Annotated in this window: 16 protein-coding genes and 1 rRNA gene; 2 read left to right on the top strand and 15 right to left on the bottom strand. The window is 47.8% G+C overall.

Features of this window, described 5'->3' with window-relative positions; genetic code table 11:
• Nucleotides 1-16 precede the first annotated feature (16 nt).
• The 12 genes from pnp to rimP form a co-directional block, all read right to left on the bottom strand.
• Nucleotides 17-2,134, bottom strand: coding sequence for a polyribonucleotide nucleotidyltransferase (gene pnp / locus I8U19_RS09070; protein WP_198055738.1), 2,118 nt, complete (start codon nt 2,132-2,134; stop codon nt 17-19).
• 131 nt (nt 2,135-2,265) lie between these two features.
• Nucleotides 2,266-2,535, bottom strand: coding sequence for a 30S ribosomal protein S15 (gene rpsO / locus I8U19_RS09065; RefSeq protein WP_033099624.1), 270 nt, complete (start codon nt 2,533-2,535; stop codon nt 2,266-2,268).
• A 142-nt stretch (nt 2,536-2,677) separates the two neighbouring features.
• Entirely contained in the window at nt 2,678-3,622 is a 945-nt protein-coding gene (gene ribF / locus I8U19_RS09060) for a riboflavin biosynthesis protein RibF (protein ID WP_198055737.1), read from the bottom strand.
• On the bottom strand, nt 3,622-4,530 hold the full coding sequence (truB, locus tag I8U19_RS09055) for a tRNA pseudouridine(55) synthase TruB (RefSeq protein ID WP_198055736.1): 909 nt from the start codon (nt 4,528-4,530) through the stop codon (nt 3,622-3,624). Before truB ends, ribF begins: the two co-directional genes overlap by 1 nt.
• A complete protein-coding gene (locus I8U19_RS09050) occupies nt 4,527-5,501 on the bottom strand; it encodes a DHH family phosphoesterase (RefSeq protein WP_033099621.1) in 975 nt (324 codons plus the stop codon). Before I8U19_RS09050 ends, truB begins: the two co-directional genes overlap by 4 nt.
• On the bottom strand, nt 5,501-5,857 hold the full coding sequence (gene rbfA / locus I8U19_RS09045; RefSeq protein WP_033099620.1) for a 30S ribosome-binding factor RbfA: 357 nt from the start codon (nt 5,855-5,857) through the stop codon (nt 5,501-5,503). Before rbfA ends, I8U19_RS09050 begins: the two co-directional genes overlap by 1 nt.
• Nucleotides 5,858-5,883: 26 nt before the next feature.
• On the bottom strand, nt 5,884-6,168 hold the full coding sequence (locus tag I8U19_RS09040; protein ID WP_033099619.1) for a DUF503 domain-containing protein: 285 nt from the start codon (nt 6,166-6,168) through the stop codon (nt 5,884-5,886).
• Nucleotides 6,168-8,471 (bottom strand): translation initiation factor IF-2, encoded by a 2,304-nt coding sequence (gene infB / locus I8U19_RS09035; protein ID WP_198055812.1) that lies wholly within the window; start codon nt 8,469-8,471, stop codon nt 6,168-6,170. Before infB ends, I8U19_RS09040 begins: the two co-directional genes overlap by 1 nt.
• Before the next feature lie 23 nt (nt 8,472-8,494).
• Nucleotides 8,495-8,794, bottom strand: a complete 300-nt coding sequence (locus tag I8U19_RS09030) for a YlxQ family RNA-binding protein (protein ID WP_033099617.1) — start codon at nt 8,792-8,794, stop codon at nt 8,495-8,497.
• Complete coding sequence (gene rnpM / locus I8U19_RS09025) at nt 8,787-9,071, bottom strand: RNase P modulator RnpM (RefSeq protein WP_033099616.1); 285 nt, start codon at nt 9,069-9,071, stop codon at nt 8,787-8,789. Before rnpM ends, I8U19_RS09030 begins: the two co-directional genes overlap by 8 nt.
• 25 nt (nt 9,072-9,096) lie before the next feature.
• The gene (nusA, locus tag I8U19_RS09020; protein WP_033099615.1) at nt 9,097-10,254 is read right to left on the bottom strand and encodes a transcription termination factor NusA; all 1,158 of its coding nucleotides are present in this window, start codon (nt 10,252-10,254) and stop codon (nt 9,097-9,099) included.
• 22 nt (nt 10,255-10,276) lie between these two features.
• Complete coding sequence (gene rimP, locus I8U19_RS09015) at nt 10,277-10,738, bottom strand: ribosome maturation factor RimP (RefSeq protein ID WP_198055735.1); 462 nt, start codon at nt 10,736-10,738, stop codon at nt 10,277-10,279.
• 338 nt (nt 10,739-11,076) lie between these two features.
• On the opposite strand from rimP, the gene pepF reads away from it, so the two are divergent.
• Nucleotides 11,077-12,888, top strand: a complete 1,812-nt coding sequence (pepF, locus tag I8U19_RS09010) for an oligoendopeptidase F (protein WP_033099613.1) — start codon at nt 11,077-11,079, stop codon at nt 12,886-12,888.
• A gap of 327 nt (nt 12,889-13,215) precedes the next feature.
• Entirely contained in the window at nt 13,216-14,529 is a 1,314-nt protein-coding gene (locus I8U19_RS09005) for a serine hydrolase domain-containing protein (protein ID WP_198055734.1), read from the top strand.
• 353 nt (nt 14,530-14,882) lie between these two features.
• Here I8U19_RS09005 and I8U19_RS09000 read toward each other — a convergent pair whose 3' ends face one another.
• The 3 genes from I8U19_RS09000 to I8U19_RS08990 all read right to left on the bottom strand — a co-directional run.
• A complete protein-coding gene (locus tag I8U19_RS09000; RefSeq protein ID WP_198055733.1) occupies nt 14,883-15,746 on the bottom strand; it encodes a phosphotransferase family protein in 864 nt (287 codons plus the stop codon).
• A gap of 295 nt (nt 15,747-16,041) precedes the next feature.
• Nucleotides 16,042-16,515, bottom strand: coding sequence for a peptide-methionine (R)-S-oxide reductase MsrB (gene msrB, locus I8U19_RS08995; protein WP_198055732.1), 474 nt, complete (start codon nt 16,513-16,515; stop codon nt 16,042-16,044).
• Between the two features lie 159 nt (nt 16,516-16,674).
• Nucleotides 16,675-16,758 (bottom strand): 16S ribosomal RNA (locus I8U19_RS08990); the annotation flags it as partial.

The following is a 16,758-nucleotide window of genomic DNA, read 5'->3' as shown; positions in this document are numbered from 1 at the left end:
TTTTGTTGCTTCCCTGTCACGATTCTTTTTTCTTATCCGCCTGCTCCTTCAGAAGCACTTTCCGGGATAAGTTAATCCGGCCTTGGTCGTCGATCTCTGTCACTTTCACCATGATCGAATCACCGACCTTGACTACATCGCTCACCTTGCCCACACGGTTGATATCCAATTGGGAAATATGGACAAGCCCCTCTTTTCCAGGGAAGAGTTCCACAAATGCGCCGTATTTTTCCACGCGCTTCACTTTGCCGAGATAGGTTTCTCCCACGGCGACTTCGCGCACCAGATCTTCAATGATCTGTTTTGCCCGTTCATTTTGTGCGGGATCGGGCGAAGCGATGTAAATGCGTCCGTCTTGCTCAATATCGATCTTGACGCCGGTCTCCTCGATAATTTTATTGATGACGCGACCGCTCGGGCCAATCACATCGCGAATTTTGTCAGGATGAATTTTCATTGTGAGGATCTTGGGCGCATACGGCGAGAGCTCTTTTCTCGGTTCGGAAATCACTTCGGCCATATGATCCAGGATAAACAGGCGCGCTTTCCGCGCTTGATCAAGGGCACGCTCCAGGATCTCCCGGTCGATCCCTTCAATTTTAATATCCATTTGCAGCGCTGTTACCCCTTTTCGGGTACCCGCCACCTTGAAATCCATATCGCCGAGATGGTCTTCCATGCCTTGGATGTCAGTCAGGACAACCACATTGTCTCCCTCTTTGACCAATCCCATGGCAATCCCGGCCACCGGCGCTTTAATTGGCACCCCGGCACTCATCAAGGCGAGGGTGGATGCACAAATGCTCGCTTGGGAAGTGGAACCGTTTGATTCCAAAACTTCGGAAACAAGGCGAATCGTATACGGGAATACCTCTTCGGAGGGGATCACCGGTTCCAGGGCCCGTTCCCCCAAAGCACCATGTCCGATCTCCCTGCGTCCGGGTGCACGAATCGGTTTCGCTTCGCCCACGCTGAAAGGAGGGAAATTATAATGATGCATAAACCGCTTGGACTCTTCCAGATCAAGCCCGTCCAAAATCTGCACATCACCGAGCGCACCCAAGGTACAAACGCTGAGAACCTGCGTCTGTCCCCGTTTGAACAACCCGGAACCGTGCGTGCGGGGCAGAATATCGATTTCGCTGGACAGAGGGCGGATCTCGTCGTATTTCCGTCCATCCGGCCGCTTTTCTTCTTCCAAGATAAGACGGCGTACTTGTTCTTTTACGATCTGATCGAATACGTGGAAAATCTCGCTTTCTTTTTCCGCATATTCCTCCTCGGCCATCTCTTGCGCCAATTGCTGTGCCACCTGTTCTTTCACTTGGTCAATCGCATCTTGGCGCGCCTGCTTTTCCGTCACCTGAACCGCGTCAATGATCGCCGAAGTTGCCAGTTCGCGTACCCGCTGGTTGATGGTTTCATCCACCTGATACAGCTGTGTCTCCATTTTTGGAAGACCCACTTGGCTCACAATCTGTTCCTGGAAGGCAACCAGCTCTTTGATTACCTCATGGCCGAAAAGAATCCCTTCCAAGATCACCGATTCGGGGATTTCATCAGATCCGGCTTCCACCATGTTGATTCCGTCTTTGGTGCCGGCCACGACCAGGTGCATTTCCGATTTTTCCATCTGCTCCACTGTCGGATTGATGACGAACTTCCCGTCGACCCTGCCGACCACGACACCGCCGATCGGCCCTTTAAAAGGAATGTCGGAAATGGAAAGTGCTGCCGAGGCCCCGATCAGAGCAGCAATCTCAGAGGAACAATCCTGATCGACCGACATCACGGTTGTCACCACTTGGACTTCATGGCGAAACCCTTCATCAAAAAGCGGACGGATCGGACGGTCGATCAGCCTTGAAGCAAGAATCGCTTTTTCACTGGGCCGTCCTTCGCGTTTGATAAAACCGCCCGGGATTTTTCCTACTGCATACAACCGCTCTTCATAATTGACCGTGAGCGGGAAAAAATCCGTGTCCCGCGGCTCCTTGGAAGCTACGGCTGTGGCCAAAACCGCCGTCTCCCCATAGCGAACCATGACGGAACCATTTGCCTGACCAGCAAATTTTCCAACTTCTAAGATCAGTTTACGACCTGCGAGCATCGTTTCAAATATTGCCGGTTCCATGTTACAGTATTTTCCTCCTCTCGAAAACGTACATAAACAATCCATAATTCTTCATATGTACATTATGATCCTTCTCCGGTCATTTTAAAAGACAATAAGTTAAAAAGCGGGGCAAATGCCCCACTTTTTGGCTATCGACGCAATCCGAGTTTTTCGATCAGCTCGCGATAACGGGTAATGTCTTTGTTCTTCAGGTAGTTGAGCAAATTACGGCGTTGCCCTACCATTTTCAAAAGACCACGGCGGGAATGATGATCTTTTTTGTGGTCTTTCAGGTGAGCGTTCAGCTCATTGATGCGATGGGTCAAAATCGCAATTTGCACTTCCGGAGATCCGGTATCTCCTTCATGCTTTTTAAATTGGTCAATGATTTCTTTTTTGCGTTCGTTTGTCAATGCCATTGTGTATCCTCCTTTTGCTAAAACCCCCGTGACCCAGAGTATCGCCGAGGCATCGATCCACCGAGCCAGGGTTAAACCCAGCAGACAGCGCCTGCTGACACCGGATAAGTATATCACAGGAAAGCACGGAGTACAATAACCATTATTCTACAAATTCTTTCAGCCAGTTCTCCGCGTATTCCCGATCGGACTGAATTTGCTTAATTAATTCGTCCACAGAGGGAAACTTCTTCTCTTCCCGGATAAATGAGAGGAATTCCACTGATAAAATCTGTCCATATAACTGCACATTTTTCCCCAGAAGATGAACTTCCAGGCTCTCGCGGGGAACCGGGTCCGCAAAGGTGGGACGAACCCCGATATTCATAATCCCATATGATTTTTCACCGCCGACTGAAGCACTGACGATGTATACGCCCCGTTTGGGCACAAGATAAGGATCAAGCAAATCGAGGTTGGCAGTGGGAAAACCGATCTTCCGTCCTCTCTGGTCCCCGGTCACCACTTTCCCTTTCAGCTCATAGGGACGGCCCAGAATTCGGCAGGCAACTTCTACATCTCCCGCATCCAGCGCCTGACGCAAGCGGGTGCTGGATGCGGCGATTTCTCCTGACAAGATCGGCTCAACAATGCGCGTCACAAACCGGCCCCGGGCGAGAAGCGGGAGGTCGGACGCCTTTCCGGCGGCACATCGGCCAAACGTAAAATTAAAGCCGGTGACAATCCCTTTGACCCCCAGCGGATGCAATACTTTCTCCACAAAATCTTCCTTCTTGAGCGAGGCAAAATCAAGGTCGAATTTTATAACATACGTTCGCTGTACTCCCAACTTCGCAAACTGATCCAGCTTGGCCGGAAGCGGAGTCAGGTAGCGATTCACGCCCGCCTGCCCCAACACCTCTCGCGGATGGGGATGAAACGTCATGACCGCCGGCACCGCATCCAGTTCTTTAGCCAGCATGACCGCTTCCTTGATCACAGCCTGATGCCCGAGATGCACACCGTCAAAATAACCGATCGCAAGCACAATTTTTTGCGCTTTTGGATCTTGTTTCTCAATCGGATAAGTTAAAAATATCGTTTCCATCAACATTCCACTTCCCGAAACACTTTTTCCGGTTTCGCCAATCCGCCGGGCATCACTCGATACAAAGCACAAAATCGTCCGGATTCCGAGTAAACCCGCACCAGGCTTCCCGATGCAGGCAAGCCTGAAAACCGAAGTTCCCAACCGTCCAGGACGCGTTTGACATCTTCATCACCAACAACCAGCGATGGCCATAAGCTGAGCGCATCGCCGGGGGAAACGAGATATTCTCCCAGCTTTTGCTGCTCTGCCGCCTGGGCGAGTTCTTCCAACATCCAGCAATCTTCCAAGTGAAACGGACCGCTTTGCGTGCGGACAAGCCCGGTCATGTGAGCAGGGTAACCGAGCGCTCGTCCGAGATCGACGCAAAGCGTACGGACATAAGTCCCTTTGGAACACAGGACATCAAACGAAATCTTGGGATAAGGTGTATCTTCGATCCCCAGCAGATGCAGTTCATAAATGAAGACTTTCCGCGAAGGACGCTCAATCTCTTTTCCCTCACGAGCCAGTTCATACAGTTTCTTTCCTTTGATCTTTACCGCAGAATACATCGGCGGAACCTGCTCAATCTCTCCTGTAAAGCGGCTGAAAATCGCTTCAACACAAGGATGATCCAATTTTTCCACGGAATCTGCCTTTGCCGTGATTTCACCCGTCTGGTCTTCCGTATCGGTAGAGATTCCCACCATAAACGAACCGCGGTACCGCTTCGGCATGGCCTGAATATACTCGGCTATGCGGGTCGCTTGTCCCAAACAAACAGGCAGCACGCCCTCCACTTCCGGATCAAGCGTGCCTGTATGTCCCACTTTTTTTTGTCCTGCCAAACGCCTCACTTTGGCCACAACGTCGTGGGAAGTGAGCCCTTTTGGCTTAAATACCGGCAAAATCCCGTGGTATGTCATCTTTTTTCACACTCCAGTTCCAGGCGAAGGCGGGGAAGCATTTTTTCTTCCGCTTCCTTGAGCGAACCGTGAAAGGTGCATCCGGCTGCCCGGGCATGTCCACCGCCGCCAAACGCTTTGGCCACCTTTCCGACATCGACGAACTCCCGGGACCGCAAACTCACTTTTACCGTCCCGTCCTCCGTTTCCCGGAACAGGATTCCGACATCAACCCCCAAGATGTTTCGGGCGTAATTCACAATGCCATCCAGATCTTCATGTGACTGCAAAAAAGCGTCCGTATCCTTCCTGCTCAAACTCATCCAAGCCACAAGCCCGTCATCGGATCGGCGCAGGCTGGAGAGCGCTTTTTGCAGCAATTGAAGCTGTTCGATGGTCACCGTTTCAAGAACGGCATCGGCGATTTTGTGGGACTCGATGCCCGTATCCACCAGCTGTGCGGCAATTCTCAGGACTTTGGGGGTGGTGTTGGAATAGCGAAATCCGCCGGTATCAGTCAATAAACCGGTATAAAGATAACTGGCCAGCCGTTGATCCAGGGAAACCCCCGCCTGTTCAACCCAATCGAACAGAATCTCAACCGTCGCCGCCGCATCGGGCACGACGATGTTGACATCTCCAAAGCGTTCATTGGTCGCATGATGATCAATATTGATGATGAAGGCATCTTCTGCGAGCAACTGCCGGATGTTGCCCATCCGTTCCCGATCAGCACAATCGAGCGCGATCACATGACGAAAGCGCCCGCTAATCTGATCAGTGGAAACGATCTCTTTTGTTCCCTCCAGGATGAAAAATTTCTTGGGAACGGGGGATTCATTCACCATTGTCACCTGTTTGCCCCATCTTTTCAACAGGTATCCTGCGGCAAGGGTGGAGCTGACTGCATCTCCATCCGGATTGACATGAGATACAATCAGCACTTGATCCGCTTCGCTGATGAAATGTTGAAGAGACTCAAACCACACCATTATTCTTTAGTCCCCTCTGTTTTCACTTCGTAAAGCAAGCGGGAAATGTGTTCGCTGTGCTCCAGCGACTCATCCATCACAAACAGCAGCTCGGGAACGTGGCGCAACCGGATGCGGCGCCCGATTTCCGAACGGATATAACCTTTGGCTTTTTCCAGTGCGGACAGCGTTTCTCCTTTTTCTTGAGCGCTTCCCAATACGCTGATATACACTTTGGCAATTTGCAAGTCGCCCGTCATTTCCACCCTGGTGATGGTGACAAAGCCGATGCGCGGATCTTTGATCTCTTGCTGAATGATTTGGCTCAGCTCTTTCTTTACCTGTTCGCCGACACGGCTTACCCGAATGCGTGCCACCTTCAAAACCTCCTAACACTCTTGAGTTACACATATGTGACGACAGCATCGTAAATCTCTAGCTCATCGAAATTCTCGATGAGGCGAAGCGCCTGCTGCAGTTCCTGTTCAACCACTTTCCTGCTGCTGCCCACACCGACGACAGCGATTTCCGTCAACTGGCGATCATCTTGTTTTCCCGTTTCCGCCACCGATAGATTGAATTTGTTGCGAACCTTGGCTTGCACACTCTTGATGACACGGCGTTTATCTTTGAGGGAAGCGGAAGCAATCACCCGCCCTTTGATCTCCAGTAGGCCGATGACGCTCATTACTTCCGTTCCACTTCTTCAATCACATATACTTCGATAAGGTCGCCTTCTTTGATGTCATTATAGTTTTGCAGGGTTAAACCACATTCATACCCCTGTGCAACCTCTTTTACATCATCTTTAAAGCGTTTGAGCGTATCCAGTTTGCCATCGTGAATAACAACCCCATCGCGGATGATGCGGGCATTTCCATCGCGAACGATCTTGCCTTCGATGACATAACAGCCGGCGATGGTTCCCACTTTGGACACTTTGAAAATTTGCCGAACTTCGGCCGAACCGACCACTTTTTCTTCAAACTCCGGATCGAGCATTCCTTTCATGGCCGCTTCGATTTCTTCAATTACATTATAAATGACCCGGTGCAAGCGAATATCCACTTTTTCCTGTTCGGCCATGGAACGGGCATTGGGTTCGGGACGGACGTTAAACCCGATCACAATCGCATTGGATGCCGACGCCAGGATGATATCCGATTCGCTGATCGCTCCGACACCGGAGTGAATGATTTTTACGTTCACGCCTTCCACATCGATTTTTTCCAGTGAACTTTTCAGCGCTTCTGCCGAACCCTGAACGTCTGCCTTGATGATAATATTGAGATCTTTCACTTCGCCCTCTTTGATCTGTTTGAAGAGGTCATCCAGGCTGACACGGCTGCTGGCGCCACGCTCTTCCTCGATTCGCTTCTGCATCCGTTTCTCGGCGATGGCCCGCCCTTTTTTCTCATCTTCAAACACCATGAACTGGTCTCCCGGGCTTGGAACATCAGGCAAACCCAAAATCTCGACCGGAGTGGACGGCGGTGCGGTTTTAATGCGGCGACCGCGATCGTTGATCATCGCCCGGATTTTGCCGAAATAATTGCCGGCGACAATTCCGTCTCCCACCTTCAGTGTACCGTTTTGTACGAGAACCGTCGCAACCGCTCCGCGCCCCTTATCAAGCTCTGCTTCGATGACGACGCCGCGAGCACGTTTATTCGGATTTGCTTTCAGCTCTTGTACTTCAGCCACGAGCAAGACCATCTCGAGGAGATCTTCAATTCCGTTTCCCGTCAAAGCGGAAACAGGAACGAAGATGGTATCCCCGCCCCATTCTTCGGGAACCAGGCCGTGCTCCATCAGCTGCTGCTTAACCCGGTCAGGATTGACACCCGGTTTATCCATTTTGTTCACCGCGACGATAATCGGCACATTTGCCGCTTTGGCATGGTTGACCGCTTCGATTGTCTGCGGCATCACGCCATCATCGGCAGCGACGACCAAGATGGTGATATCTGTCACTTGTGCACCACGTGCCCGCATGGTCGTAAAGGCGGCGTGCCCCGGAGTATCCAGGAAGGTAATTTTCTTGCCGTTTACTTCTACCTGATAAGCGCCGATATGCTGGGTAATTCCGCCTGCTTCCCCCGCGGTGACGTTACTGTTGCGGATCTGATCGAGCAACGTGGTTTTACCGTGATCGACGTGGCCCATGATGGTGACAACCGGCGGACGTTCCACCAAATCCTCAGGTGCATCCACTTCTTCTTGCTCTTCAAAATTGGATTCATCCACTTCTTCTTTGTAAATGACGGTGACATCAAACTCTTCCGCGATCACGCTCATCGTCTCTACATCGATTTCCTGGTTGATGGTTGCCATGACGCCGTGGGAAATCAGCTTCTTGATCACCGCGGATGCTTCCCGGCGCAACAGTTTGGCAAAGTCAGCCACTGTGAGCGGGCCGGAAACGGTGATTTCCTTGGGCAGAACCGGAGCTTGTTTTTCCCGGTTTTCTCCCTTGCGGTCCCCTTTTTTACGGTTGCGCCCTTTCCCGCGCCCGATGGCAAAGTCTTTGGGCGGATCGTCTTTTAATTTGCTGAAACGGCCTTTTTTCGGATCTTCTTTTTTCGCGCGCTTCGGCTGCTCCACTTTATCCTTTGCCATGAAGCCGGCGGACTTTTGGACTTCCTCGGCGGCGGAAATCCGCGGCTGACGCCCTGGCGATTTCGGCTGATTTTGTCTCTGGTTCGGCCGGTTTGGACGCGAATTTCTCTTATTTCCCGACGGCCTTTGGCTTCTTGAACCTGACTGGTTTTGATTTTTCGCTTGTTGTTTCACTTTCTTCTCTCCCTGAGCCTTCTCTTTTGCTTCCGAAGGGGCTCCCCCTTCTTTATTCATGTGTTGTTCCACTTTCTGGATCATTCCTTCATCCAGTACGCTCATATGGTTGTTCACCTTCATGCCAACCTGTTCCAACAGATTGAGCATCTCTTTACTGGAAATTTTCATTTTTTTGGCATACTCGTAAACTCGCATTTTGGCCAATCGATTCACCCCCGTCAAGTACTTACCAGCTTGGCAAACGAACGGGCAAAACCCGCATCCGTCACGGCTACAACCACTCGTTCGTCTTTTCCAATCGCTTTCCCCAATTCTTGCCGCGTTCCGTAACGAATGAGCGGAACATCATAGGATGAACATTTATCTGTAACCTTCTTCTCGGCATTTTTAGCCGCATCCGTAGCCAGAAAAACGAGCTTAGCTCTTCCAGAACGTACTTCCTGCAAAACCAATTCTTCTCCGGACACTACCTTTTTCGCCCTCGTGGCAAGCCCGAGCAACTGCAGGATCTTATCCATCTGATCCGGGGTCAAGCGTTTTTACATAATCGCGAAGCTGGTCATAAAGTTCGGATGGTACTTGCACTTTGAGGGCTCTGTCCAATGCTTTCTTTTTCTGTGCCAAATCGATATACTCCATTTTTGCGCACAAGTAAGCACCGCGTCCTGATTTTTTTCCGGTCGGATCAATTACGATCTCATTTTCCGGTGTGCGCACAATGCGAACAAGGCTTTTTTTAGGAAACATCTCCTGCGATGCAACGCACTTGCGCATGGGAACTTTACGTTGCTTCATTTTTTAGAGCAACCTCCCCACCAGTTTATTCATTGATAAGATCTTCGATTTCACGGATTTCTTCTTTTTCCTCTGCGCCAGCCAAATGCGCCTCTTCTTCTGCGGTCCGATCTTCTTCTGCAATCGGATCTTCTTCCCCGATCAGATCGTTCTCCGCTTCTGATTCACTTTTAATATCGATTTTCCAATTTGTCAATTTGGCGGCCAGGCGGGCGTTTTGCCCTTCTTTGCCGATCGCAAGCGAAAGCTGATGATCCGGCACAACGACCCGCGCCATTTTTTCCTCTTCATAAACGGTGACGGAAACAACCTTGGACGGGCTCAGCGCATTGGCAATCCACTCATCAATCTGATCAGACCAACGCACAATGTCGATTTTTTCACCCCGCAACTCGCTGACAACCGTTTGTACGCGAGCCCCGCGGTGCCCCACACAAGCTCCGACCGGATCCACATCCGGATTGTGCGAAGCGACAGCCACTTTGGAGCGATAACCGGCTTCACGGGCAATCGCCTTGATTTCGACGATACCTTCATAAATTTCCGGAACTTCCAATTCAAACAGGCGTTTCAACAATCCCGGATGAGTGCGGGAAAGAAAGATTTGCGGACCTTTCGTCGATTTCTCTACTTTGGTGATAAAAGCTTTCACACGGTCACCGTGTTTGAACCTTTCACCGGGAATCGTTTCCGCATGGGGAAGAAGCGCTTCCACCCGTCCCAGATCCACGTAGTAATAGCGGCTGTCCGCCCGCTGGACGATCCCCGTGATAATGTCTTCCTCACGGTCCACAAAGTCTTTGTAAATCGCCGTCCGCTCTGCTTCGCGAATTCGCTGGGTCACCACTTGTTTCGCCGTTTGGGCGGCGATGCGGCCAAAATCGGCGGGCGTTACTTCGATTTCGACAATATCCCCCAATTGGTAGTTCGGATCGATCTCCCTTGCCGCATCCTGCGAAATTTCCAGACGGGAATCCAAAACCTCTTCCACCACTGTTTTACGGGCAAACACCCGGACTTCTCCGGACTGCCGGTTAATGTCAACACGCACGTTCTGCGCTGAATGGAAATTCCGTTTGTATCCGGAAATCAATGCAGCTTCAATCGCTTCAATCAAAATATCTTTGCTGATCCCTTTTTCTTTTTCTAACTGCTCCAGGGCCTCGATGAACTCGGCATTCATCGGTCCCATTCCTCCCTTCGCTTTAGAACACGACGCTCAAGCGGGCTTTTGCCACTTTTTCAACCGGTATTTGAAAACTTTTTTTCTTTTCTTGAATGGTAAGTTGCACCCCATCGTATTGGCTCAACACACCATCAAATACCTTTTGCCCATCAATCGGTTCATACGTCGTAATATGCACATTTTTTCCCACGGCTTTATGAAAATCTTTTCCTTTTTTCAGGGGTCTTTCCGCACCCGGAGAAGAGACTTCCAGGATGTAGGCACCCGGAATCGGATCAGCCTCGTCCAGAGAATCGCTCAATTTTTCGCTGACGCGACTGCAATCATCCAGGTCTACCGGACGCTCCTCACGATCAATGAAAATGCGCAAAAACCAATTGTTCCCTTCTTTCTTGTACTCTACGTCGACCAGTTCCAATCCTTCTGCTTCCAAAATCGGCTTTGCCAGTTTTTCCACTGCTTCTGTTACCTGCCGACTCAAAGCCAACCCTCCTTAAAAACGGCTAATGACAGAACATCTTCGGCAAAATGCAAAGAGTGGGTCAGCGCCCACTCTTTTACCAACAGATGTATCTACAATAAGTATAGCCAAAGCGATTATACCACAATCATCAAATCGCTGGCAATTGCAAATCCTTGCTCCCGACGTGCGGAAAACCAAAGGGCCGATCGAAAAATGCAGCGATCCCAGCGATGCTGATCGCTCAGAAACCGGACCGCGCCGCGACTTCCCCGAAAAAACGGGACACATCATTTCTGATTACGATAACAAATAGTATAATAAACATGTGACCTTCACGATCCAGAAGGAGGATGACGATGACAAAGCAAAATAGCAAGCAATTACCCCAACGATCCGAAATCCCGGTGGAATACACCTGGCGGCTTGAAGATATTTTCGACAGCGACCAAAGTTGGAACGATGAATTCGACCAAGTAAAAGAACTGTTGCCCAAAATATCCCAATACAAAGGAAAACTTGGCACTTCATCCGAAACGCTCTTGGCCGCCCTCAAATTTCAGGACCATGTGCTCTACCGCTTGGGAAAGCTTTATACATACGCGCACATGCGTTATGATCAGGACACCACCAACTCCTATTTCCAGGCACTGAATGACCGGGCAAAACGGCTGTATTCCGATGCGGCAAGCGAAATGTCTTTCATGGTTCCGGAAATTCTTAGCATCAGTGAGCAAAAATTACAATCCTTTATTCAGGAAAACAAGGAATTGCAACTATACAAACACGCATTGGATCAAATCAACCAAAAAAGGCCTCATGTCCTGTCCGAACCGGAAGAAGCGCTTCTTGCGCAGGCCAGCGATGTGATGCGTTCCTCAGCCAATACATTCGGCATGCTGAACAATGCCGATCTTCGCTTTCCGACCATCATTGATGAAGAAGGAGACGAAGTGGAGATTACTCACGGGCGGTTCATCCAGTTTATGGAGAGCAGCGACCGCCGGGTGCGCAAAGATGCTTTTATGGGGCTTTACGCCACTTACAATAAATATAAAAACACCTTTGCCAGCACGCTGAGCGGGGCGGTGAAGAAAAATAATTTCTTCGCCAAGGCGCGCCGTTACCAATCGGCGAGACAGGCTGCCCTGTCATCCAACCACATTCCGGAAAAAGTATATGATCAACTGGTGGAAACGGTGAATGACCATCTTCACCTTCTGCACCGCTATGTTTCGATCCGCAAGCGCGCTCTCGGGCTTCCGGAACTTCACATGTACGATATTTATACACCGCTGGTAAAAGATGTGAAATGGAAAGTGACCTATCCGGAAGCACAGCAGATTCTCCTCGAAGGCTTAAATGTGTTGGGGGATGAATATATTTCCATCCTGAAGGAAGCATACGAAAACCGGTGGGTCGATGTTTATGAAAATAAGGGCAAACGCAGCGGAGCCTATTCTTCCGGCGCATACGGAACCTCGCCTTATATTTTGATGAACTGGCAGGACAACATGGACAATCTGTTTACGCTGGCACATGAATTCGGTCATTCCGTCCACAGTTACTACACCCGGAAGCACCAGCCTTTTGTTTACGGCGATTATACGATTTTTGTAGCGGAAGTTGCTTCCACTTGCAATGAAGCACTTTTGAACGACCATCTGCTCAAGACCACAAATGACAAACAAAAACGGTTATATCTTCTCAATCATTATCTGGATTCTTTCCGCGGGACGGTATTCCGCCAGACGATGTTTGCCGAGTTTGAACACTTGATCCATCAAAAAGCCCAAGACGGTGAAGCGCTGACCCCTGACTTGCTGACAACTCTTTATTATGAGTTAAACCGGAAGTACTACGGAGACGAAATCGTCAGTGACAAGGAAATCGGACTGGAATGGGCGCGCATCCCCCATTTCTATTACAATTATTATGTTTATCAATACGCAACCGGCTTCAGTGCAGCGGCGGCTCTGTCCAGCCAGATCTTGAGCGAAGGCAAACCGGCTGTGGACCGCTATCTCTCTTTCCTGAAGGCGGGCAGCTCCGATTATCCGATCGAAGTGCTGAAAAAAGCCGGCGTTGACATGACGACGGCAGAGCCGATCAAGCAAGCGCTAAAAACATTTGAAACGAAATTGGATGAGCTGGAAGAGCTCCTCTTCTGACAAAAGAACCCTGCCCTTGCCCGTCAAGCAAAAAGCCATTGAGTCTATGAAGCAGTACTTTACAGACTCAATGGCTTTTTTGTGTTTGTAGCAGGAGAACAAATGTTTATCATCAAATGTTATTGTTACATAGAATATTCGATGTTGGATGAAGGTGAGTACAAGTTTGATAACGGAAGGTTCAAGAACTCCGGAAAAGGCTGGAACTGCTGATAAAACGGCTCAGTGCCTTTCAGGGGTAAAAGAGCGAAATCTGATCTGAATAGCGCAAAGACGCTTCCAAAAAACAGTTTTCCCAAAACATTTCGAATCAGGAGTGGATGCTATTTGAAAGCGATTATTTCCCAATTAGAAAACTATATGAGTAAGTTAGAAGAAAATCGTTATTTTAATGGATCTGTATTAGTAGGTTATAAAGGAGAAATTTTACTAAGCCGTGGTTATGGTTGGAGTAATATAGAACATACTGTACCGAATACACCTCAAACTAAATATCGAATTGGCTCCATCACTAAAGGTTTTACAGCCATGGCTGTTCTTCAGCTGCAAGAACAGGGACTACTATCGGTGTTAGAACCCATTCGTAATTATATTCCCGACTTTCCCAAAGGTGATCAAATCACGATCCATCACTTGCTTACACACACTTCCGGCATTCCTAATTTTGTTAAATTCCCGGATTACTGGACCAGGATTATGCGATTGCCTTCTACTTTGGATCAAACCATCGATTTATTCAAGAATCTTCCTCTGGAGTTTATACCCGGAGAACGGTTTTCTTATTGTACATCGTCCTACATTTTACTTACTAAGATGATTGAACGACTTTCTAAGCAATCCTATGCCAGTTTTCTAAATCGTTACATTTTTGGCCCGCTTAAAATGAATGACACGGGTGTAGATGATGGTCGTACGATAGTCCATAATCTTGCTTCAGGATATTCTGTCTGGAAAGAGATAATTCATACAGAACACATGGACATGTCCATTCCTGTCGGGGGATATGGGTTGTATTCTACAGTCGAGGACTTATATCGCTGGGATCAGGCTTTATATACAAATAAACTCGTATCATATGAGTCACTCCAATCTATGTTTACTCCTCATCTGGAAAACTATGGTTACGGATGGGCTGTTCAACAGCTGGAGATCGGTAACAAATATCATACTTGTATTAGTCATTATGGGGATATCAATGGTTTCTGCGGAAATATTCTTCGATTCGTAAACGATAATCTTACAGTTATTATCTTGAGCAACCTAAATATTACTCCGGTAACATGGATCGGAAAAAACCTAGTTCGTTTATTTTTTGGTGTACCGATCTCATTTCCTGAAGTAACGACATCAATTGATCTAAATGAAAGTGTTGTTAAGCACATAATTGGAATCTATCAGATAGAAAACTCTGAAAGAAAAATAACAATTACCTATGAAGGAGGACAATTACATCTAAGTGTGACTAAAATGCATGGAGCACCTTTTCAATATCCAATACACCCTGTTTCCGTCACTGAAGATTACATCCAGTTCAGAACTGAATATATTGATGAGACATTAGTATTTAATATAAACAAAACTCCCATTCAATTAATGTATAGAGAGATGGATCAGACACATATAGCCTTTCATTTAAGCTAATTAGATAAATAAGCTCATATCCCAGGGGACCGGATTTCATATTTGAGTCGCAGTATCTTATTTGGCGACGGCATCCGTCTGTTCCTTTCAGACCCGGAAGGGTTTATATCAAATTACGGAAGTGATGCTCCCTTTACCCCTTCCAGAAAGCACTCAAACGCACAAAGAAGGCGGTAGAAATAGCGTGCATGCAGCAAACAAAACTAAAAAATAAGATAAACAGGGATGCTCAATGGGCCATCCCCGTTTTTTTTCTGCATTTTACCTGCGGAAAAACACCTGTGGTATTCTCCCATAAAAATCTGTCTATTCTTTTAAAGGCATATTTTTGTTATCGTTTTTTCTCATAGAGTTTATATACAAAATTCCTTATTTAGAGTCCAATCTAAACGACGAATCCACTCGTCTTGCACATCCTTTGCAGCATTTTCCACACGCAACAACACATTCCAAACTTTAGCAATACAATAAGCCTTTATGAGATTAGGCTCATAAGAAATATTTCTGTGTGAAGCATATCCATTAATAAAAGATTCAAGGAGAAAATCAGCCTTGTCCGGATAATGGAAATTCGTAAACCAATATACCCACGCCAAATCATTTAACGGATGCGCCCACTCCGCCCACTCCCAATCCAGTACAGACAGCTTCTTTCCAGGTGATATCAATATATTATGCGGCCCATAATCCCCGTGGGTTAATACCCACTCACTTTCCCTTTCCTCAATGACTGACAAAATCCCGGCTGATGACGTTTTTAATGATAAAGGTACGAAGTCCAAGTCGAACGCTGTTTCTCTCAGAGAATTCAAGGAACTCTTTCGAATAATTCCATTCCCATTAAGACAGGTAATAGCATGAATATGAGAAGCAAGAGTTATACCAAGCAACTTGTATAATTCAACAGCATCATTCCACTTGTGATCGTCTAAAATGAACTGACCGTTGATTCCTTCTCGGTAATCCATAACCATTATTCTGAAATCGAACAGATCAAATGTTTCATATAAAGCAGGAGTGATATCGGATCCATTAAGCAGGCTGAGACAACTAATTTCGTTTAAAGCATCCTGGTTATCCCTTCGTGCAATCTTGGCAACTAATAATGGATCTGTACCGTCCATTAGAACTGTCGAGTTCGTATACCCCCCTTTTAATGGAGTTATTTTCAATGCACCGTATTGCTGAATCAATTTTACAAAAATTCGTTCCATCATTTTAGGTGACCTCATTCTTTCAAGTCAGATGTAAAACAATGATTGAACAATCTATACATTACTCTTCTAGATGATCAAAGTTGTTCTTTTTCAACTAAAGATCATATCAAACGACAGAACGGGATGCCCAATTGAGCATCCCGTTTCTTTTTGATTGAATTGTGAAAAGCACTTGGTGTATAAGCTTGGTCAGTCACAGGCAGCGCATGTTTGTAAAGTACTACTGCACAGGTGGCTCTACGCGATTTGTGATACTGGTGGAACAGGCGCTAAAATTTTCCGGGCACCGGGTTCTTTACTTTTCAAACAGATGCAGGTATTCGCCATAACCCTCTTTTTCCAGATCTTTTTTGGGAATGAAGCGGAGCGCGGCTGAATTGATGCAATAGCGCAAATGTGTCGGAGCAGGGCCGTCATTAAACACATGTCCCAAATGGGAATCTGCTTCCCTGCTGCGAACCTCCGTACGAATCATGCCAAACCGGTCATCCAGCTTTTCGACGATTTGCTCAGGATGAAGCGGTTTGGTAAAACTGGGCCAGCCACATCCGGCATCAAACTTGTCCAGAGAACTGAACAAAGGTTCACCGGAAACAATATCCACATAAATCCCTTCTTCATCATGATCCCAATATTCATTGCGAAAGGGAGGTTCTGTTCCTTCCTTTTGTGTCACTTCATACTGGAGAGCAGTCAACCTCTTTTGCAGTTCCTCTCGATTCGGAATCGGACGGCGTGCCCGTCTGACTTTCGAGGACTCTTCTTTCATCACTTTGCACCTCTTTTTTCGATACTGGTAAGTTTTATTATATACAAAAAAGATTATCCAGTTTGGATAATCCATAAACGGTATTCCCTGAAAACTAAAGAGTGAGTAAGGCATGACCCGAGAAGTATCGGTTCATTTGCTCTGTGAAGAGCTCCTTAGAAAGGAGGTGATCCATCCCCACCTTCCGGTAGGGATACCTTGTTACGACTTCACCCCAATCATCTGCCCCACCTTCGGCGGCTG

Source organism: Thermoactinomyces sp. CICC 10523, from assembly GCF_016055105.1.
Taxonomy (GTDB): domain Bacteria; phylum Bacillota; class Bacilli; order Thermoactinomycetales; family Thermoactinomycetaceae; genus Thermoactinomyces_A; species Thermoactinomyces_A daqus.
The sequence above is the reverse complement of the archived record's forward strand: the minus strand, read 5'-3'. Positions and strand labels throughout refer to the sequence as shown.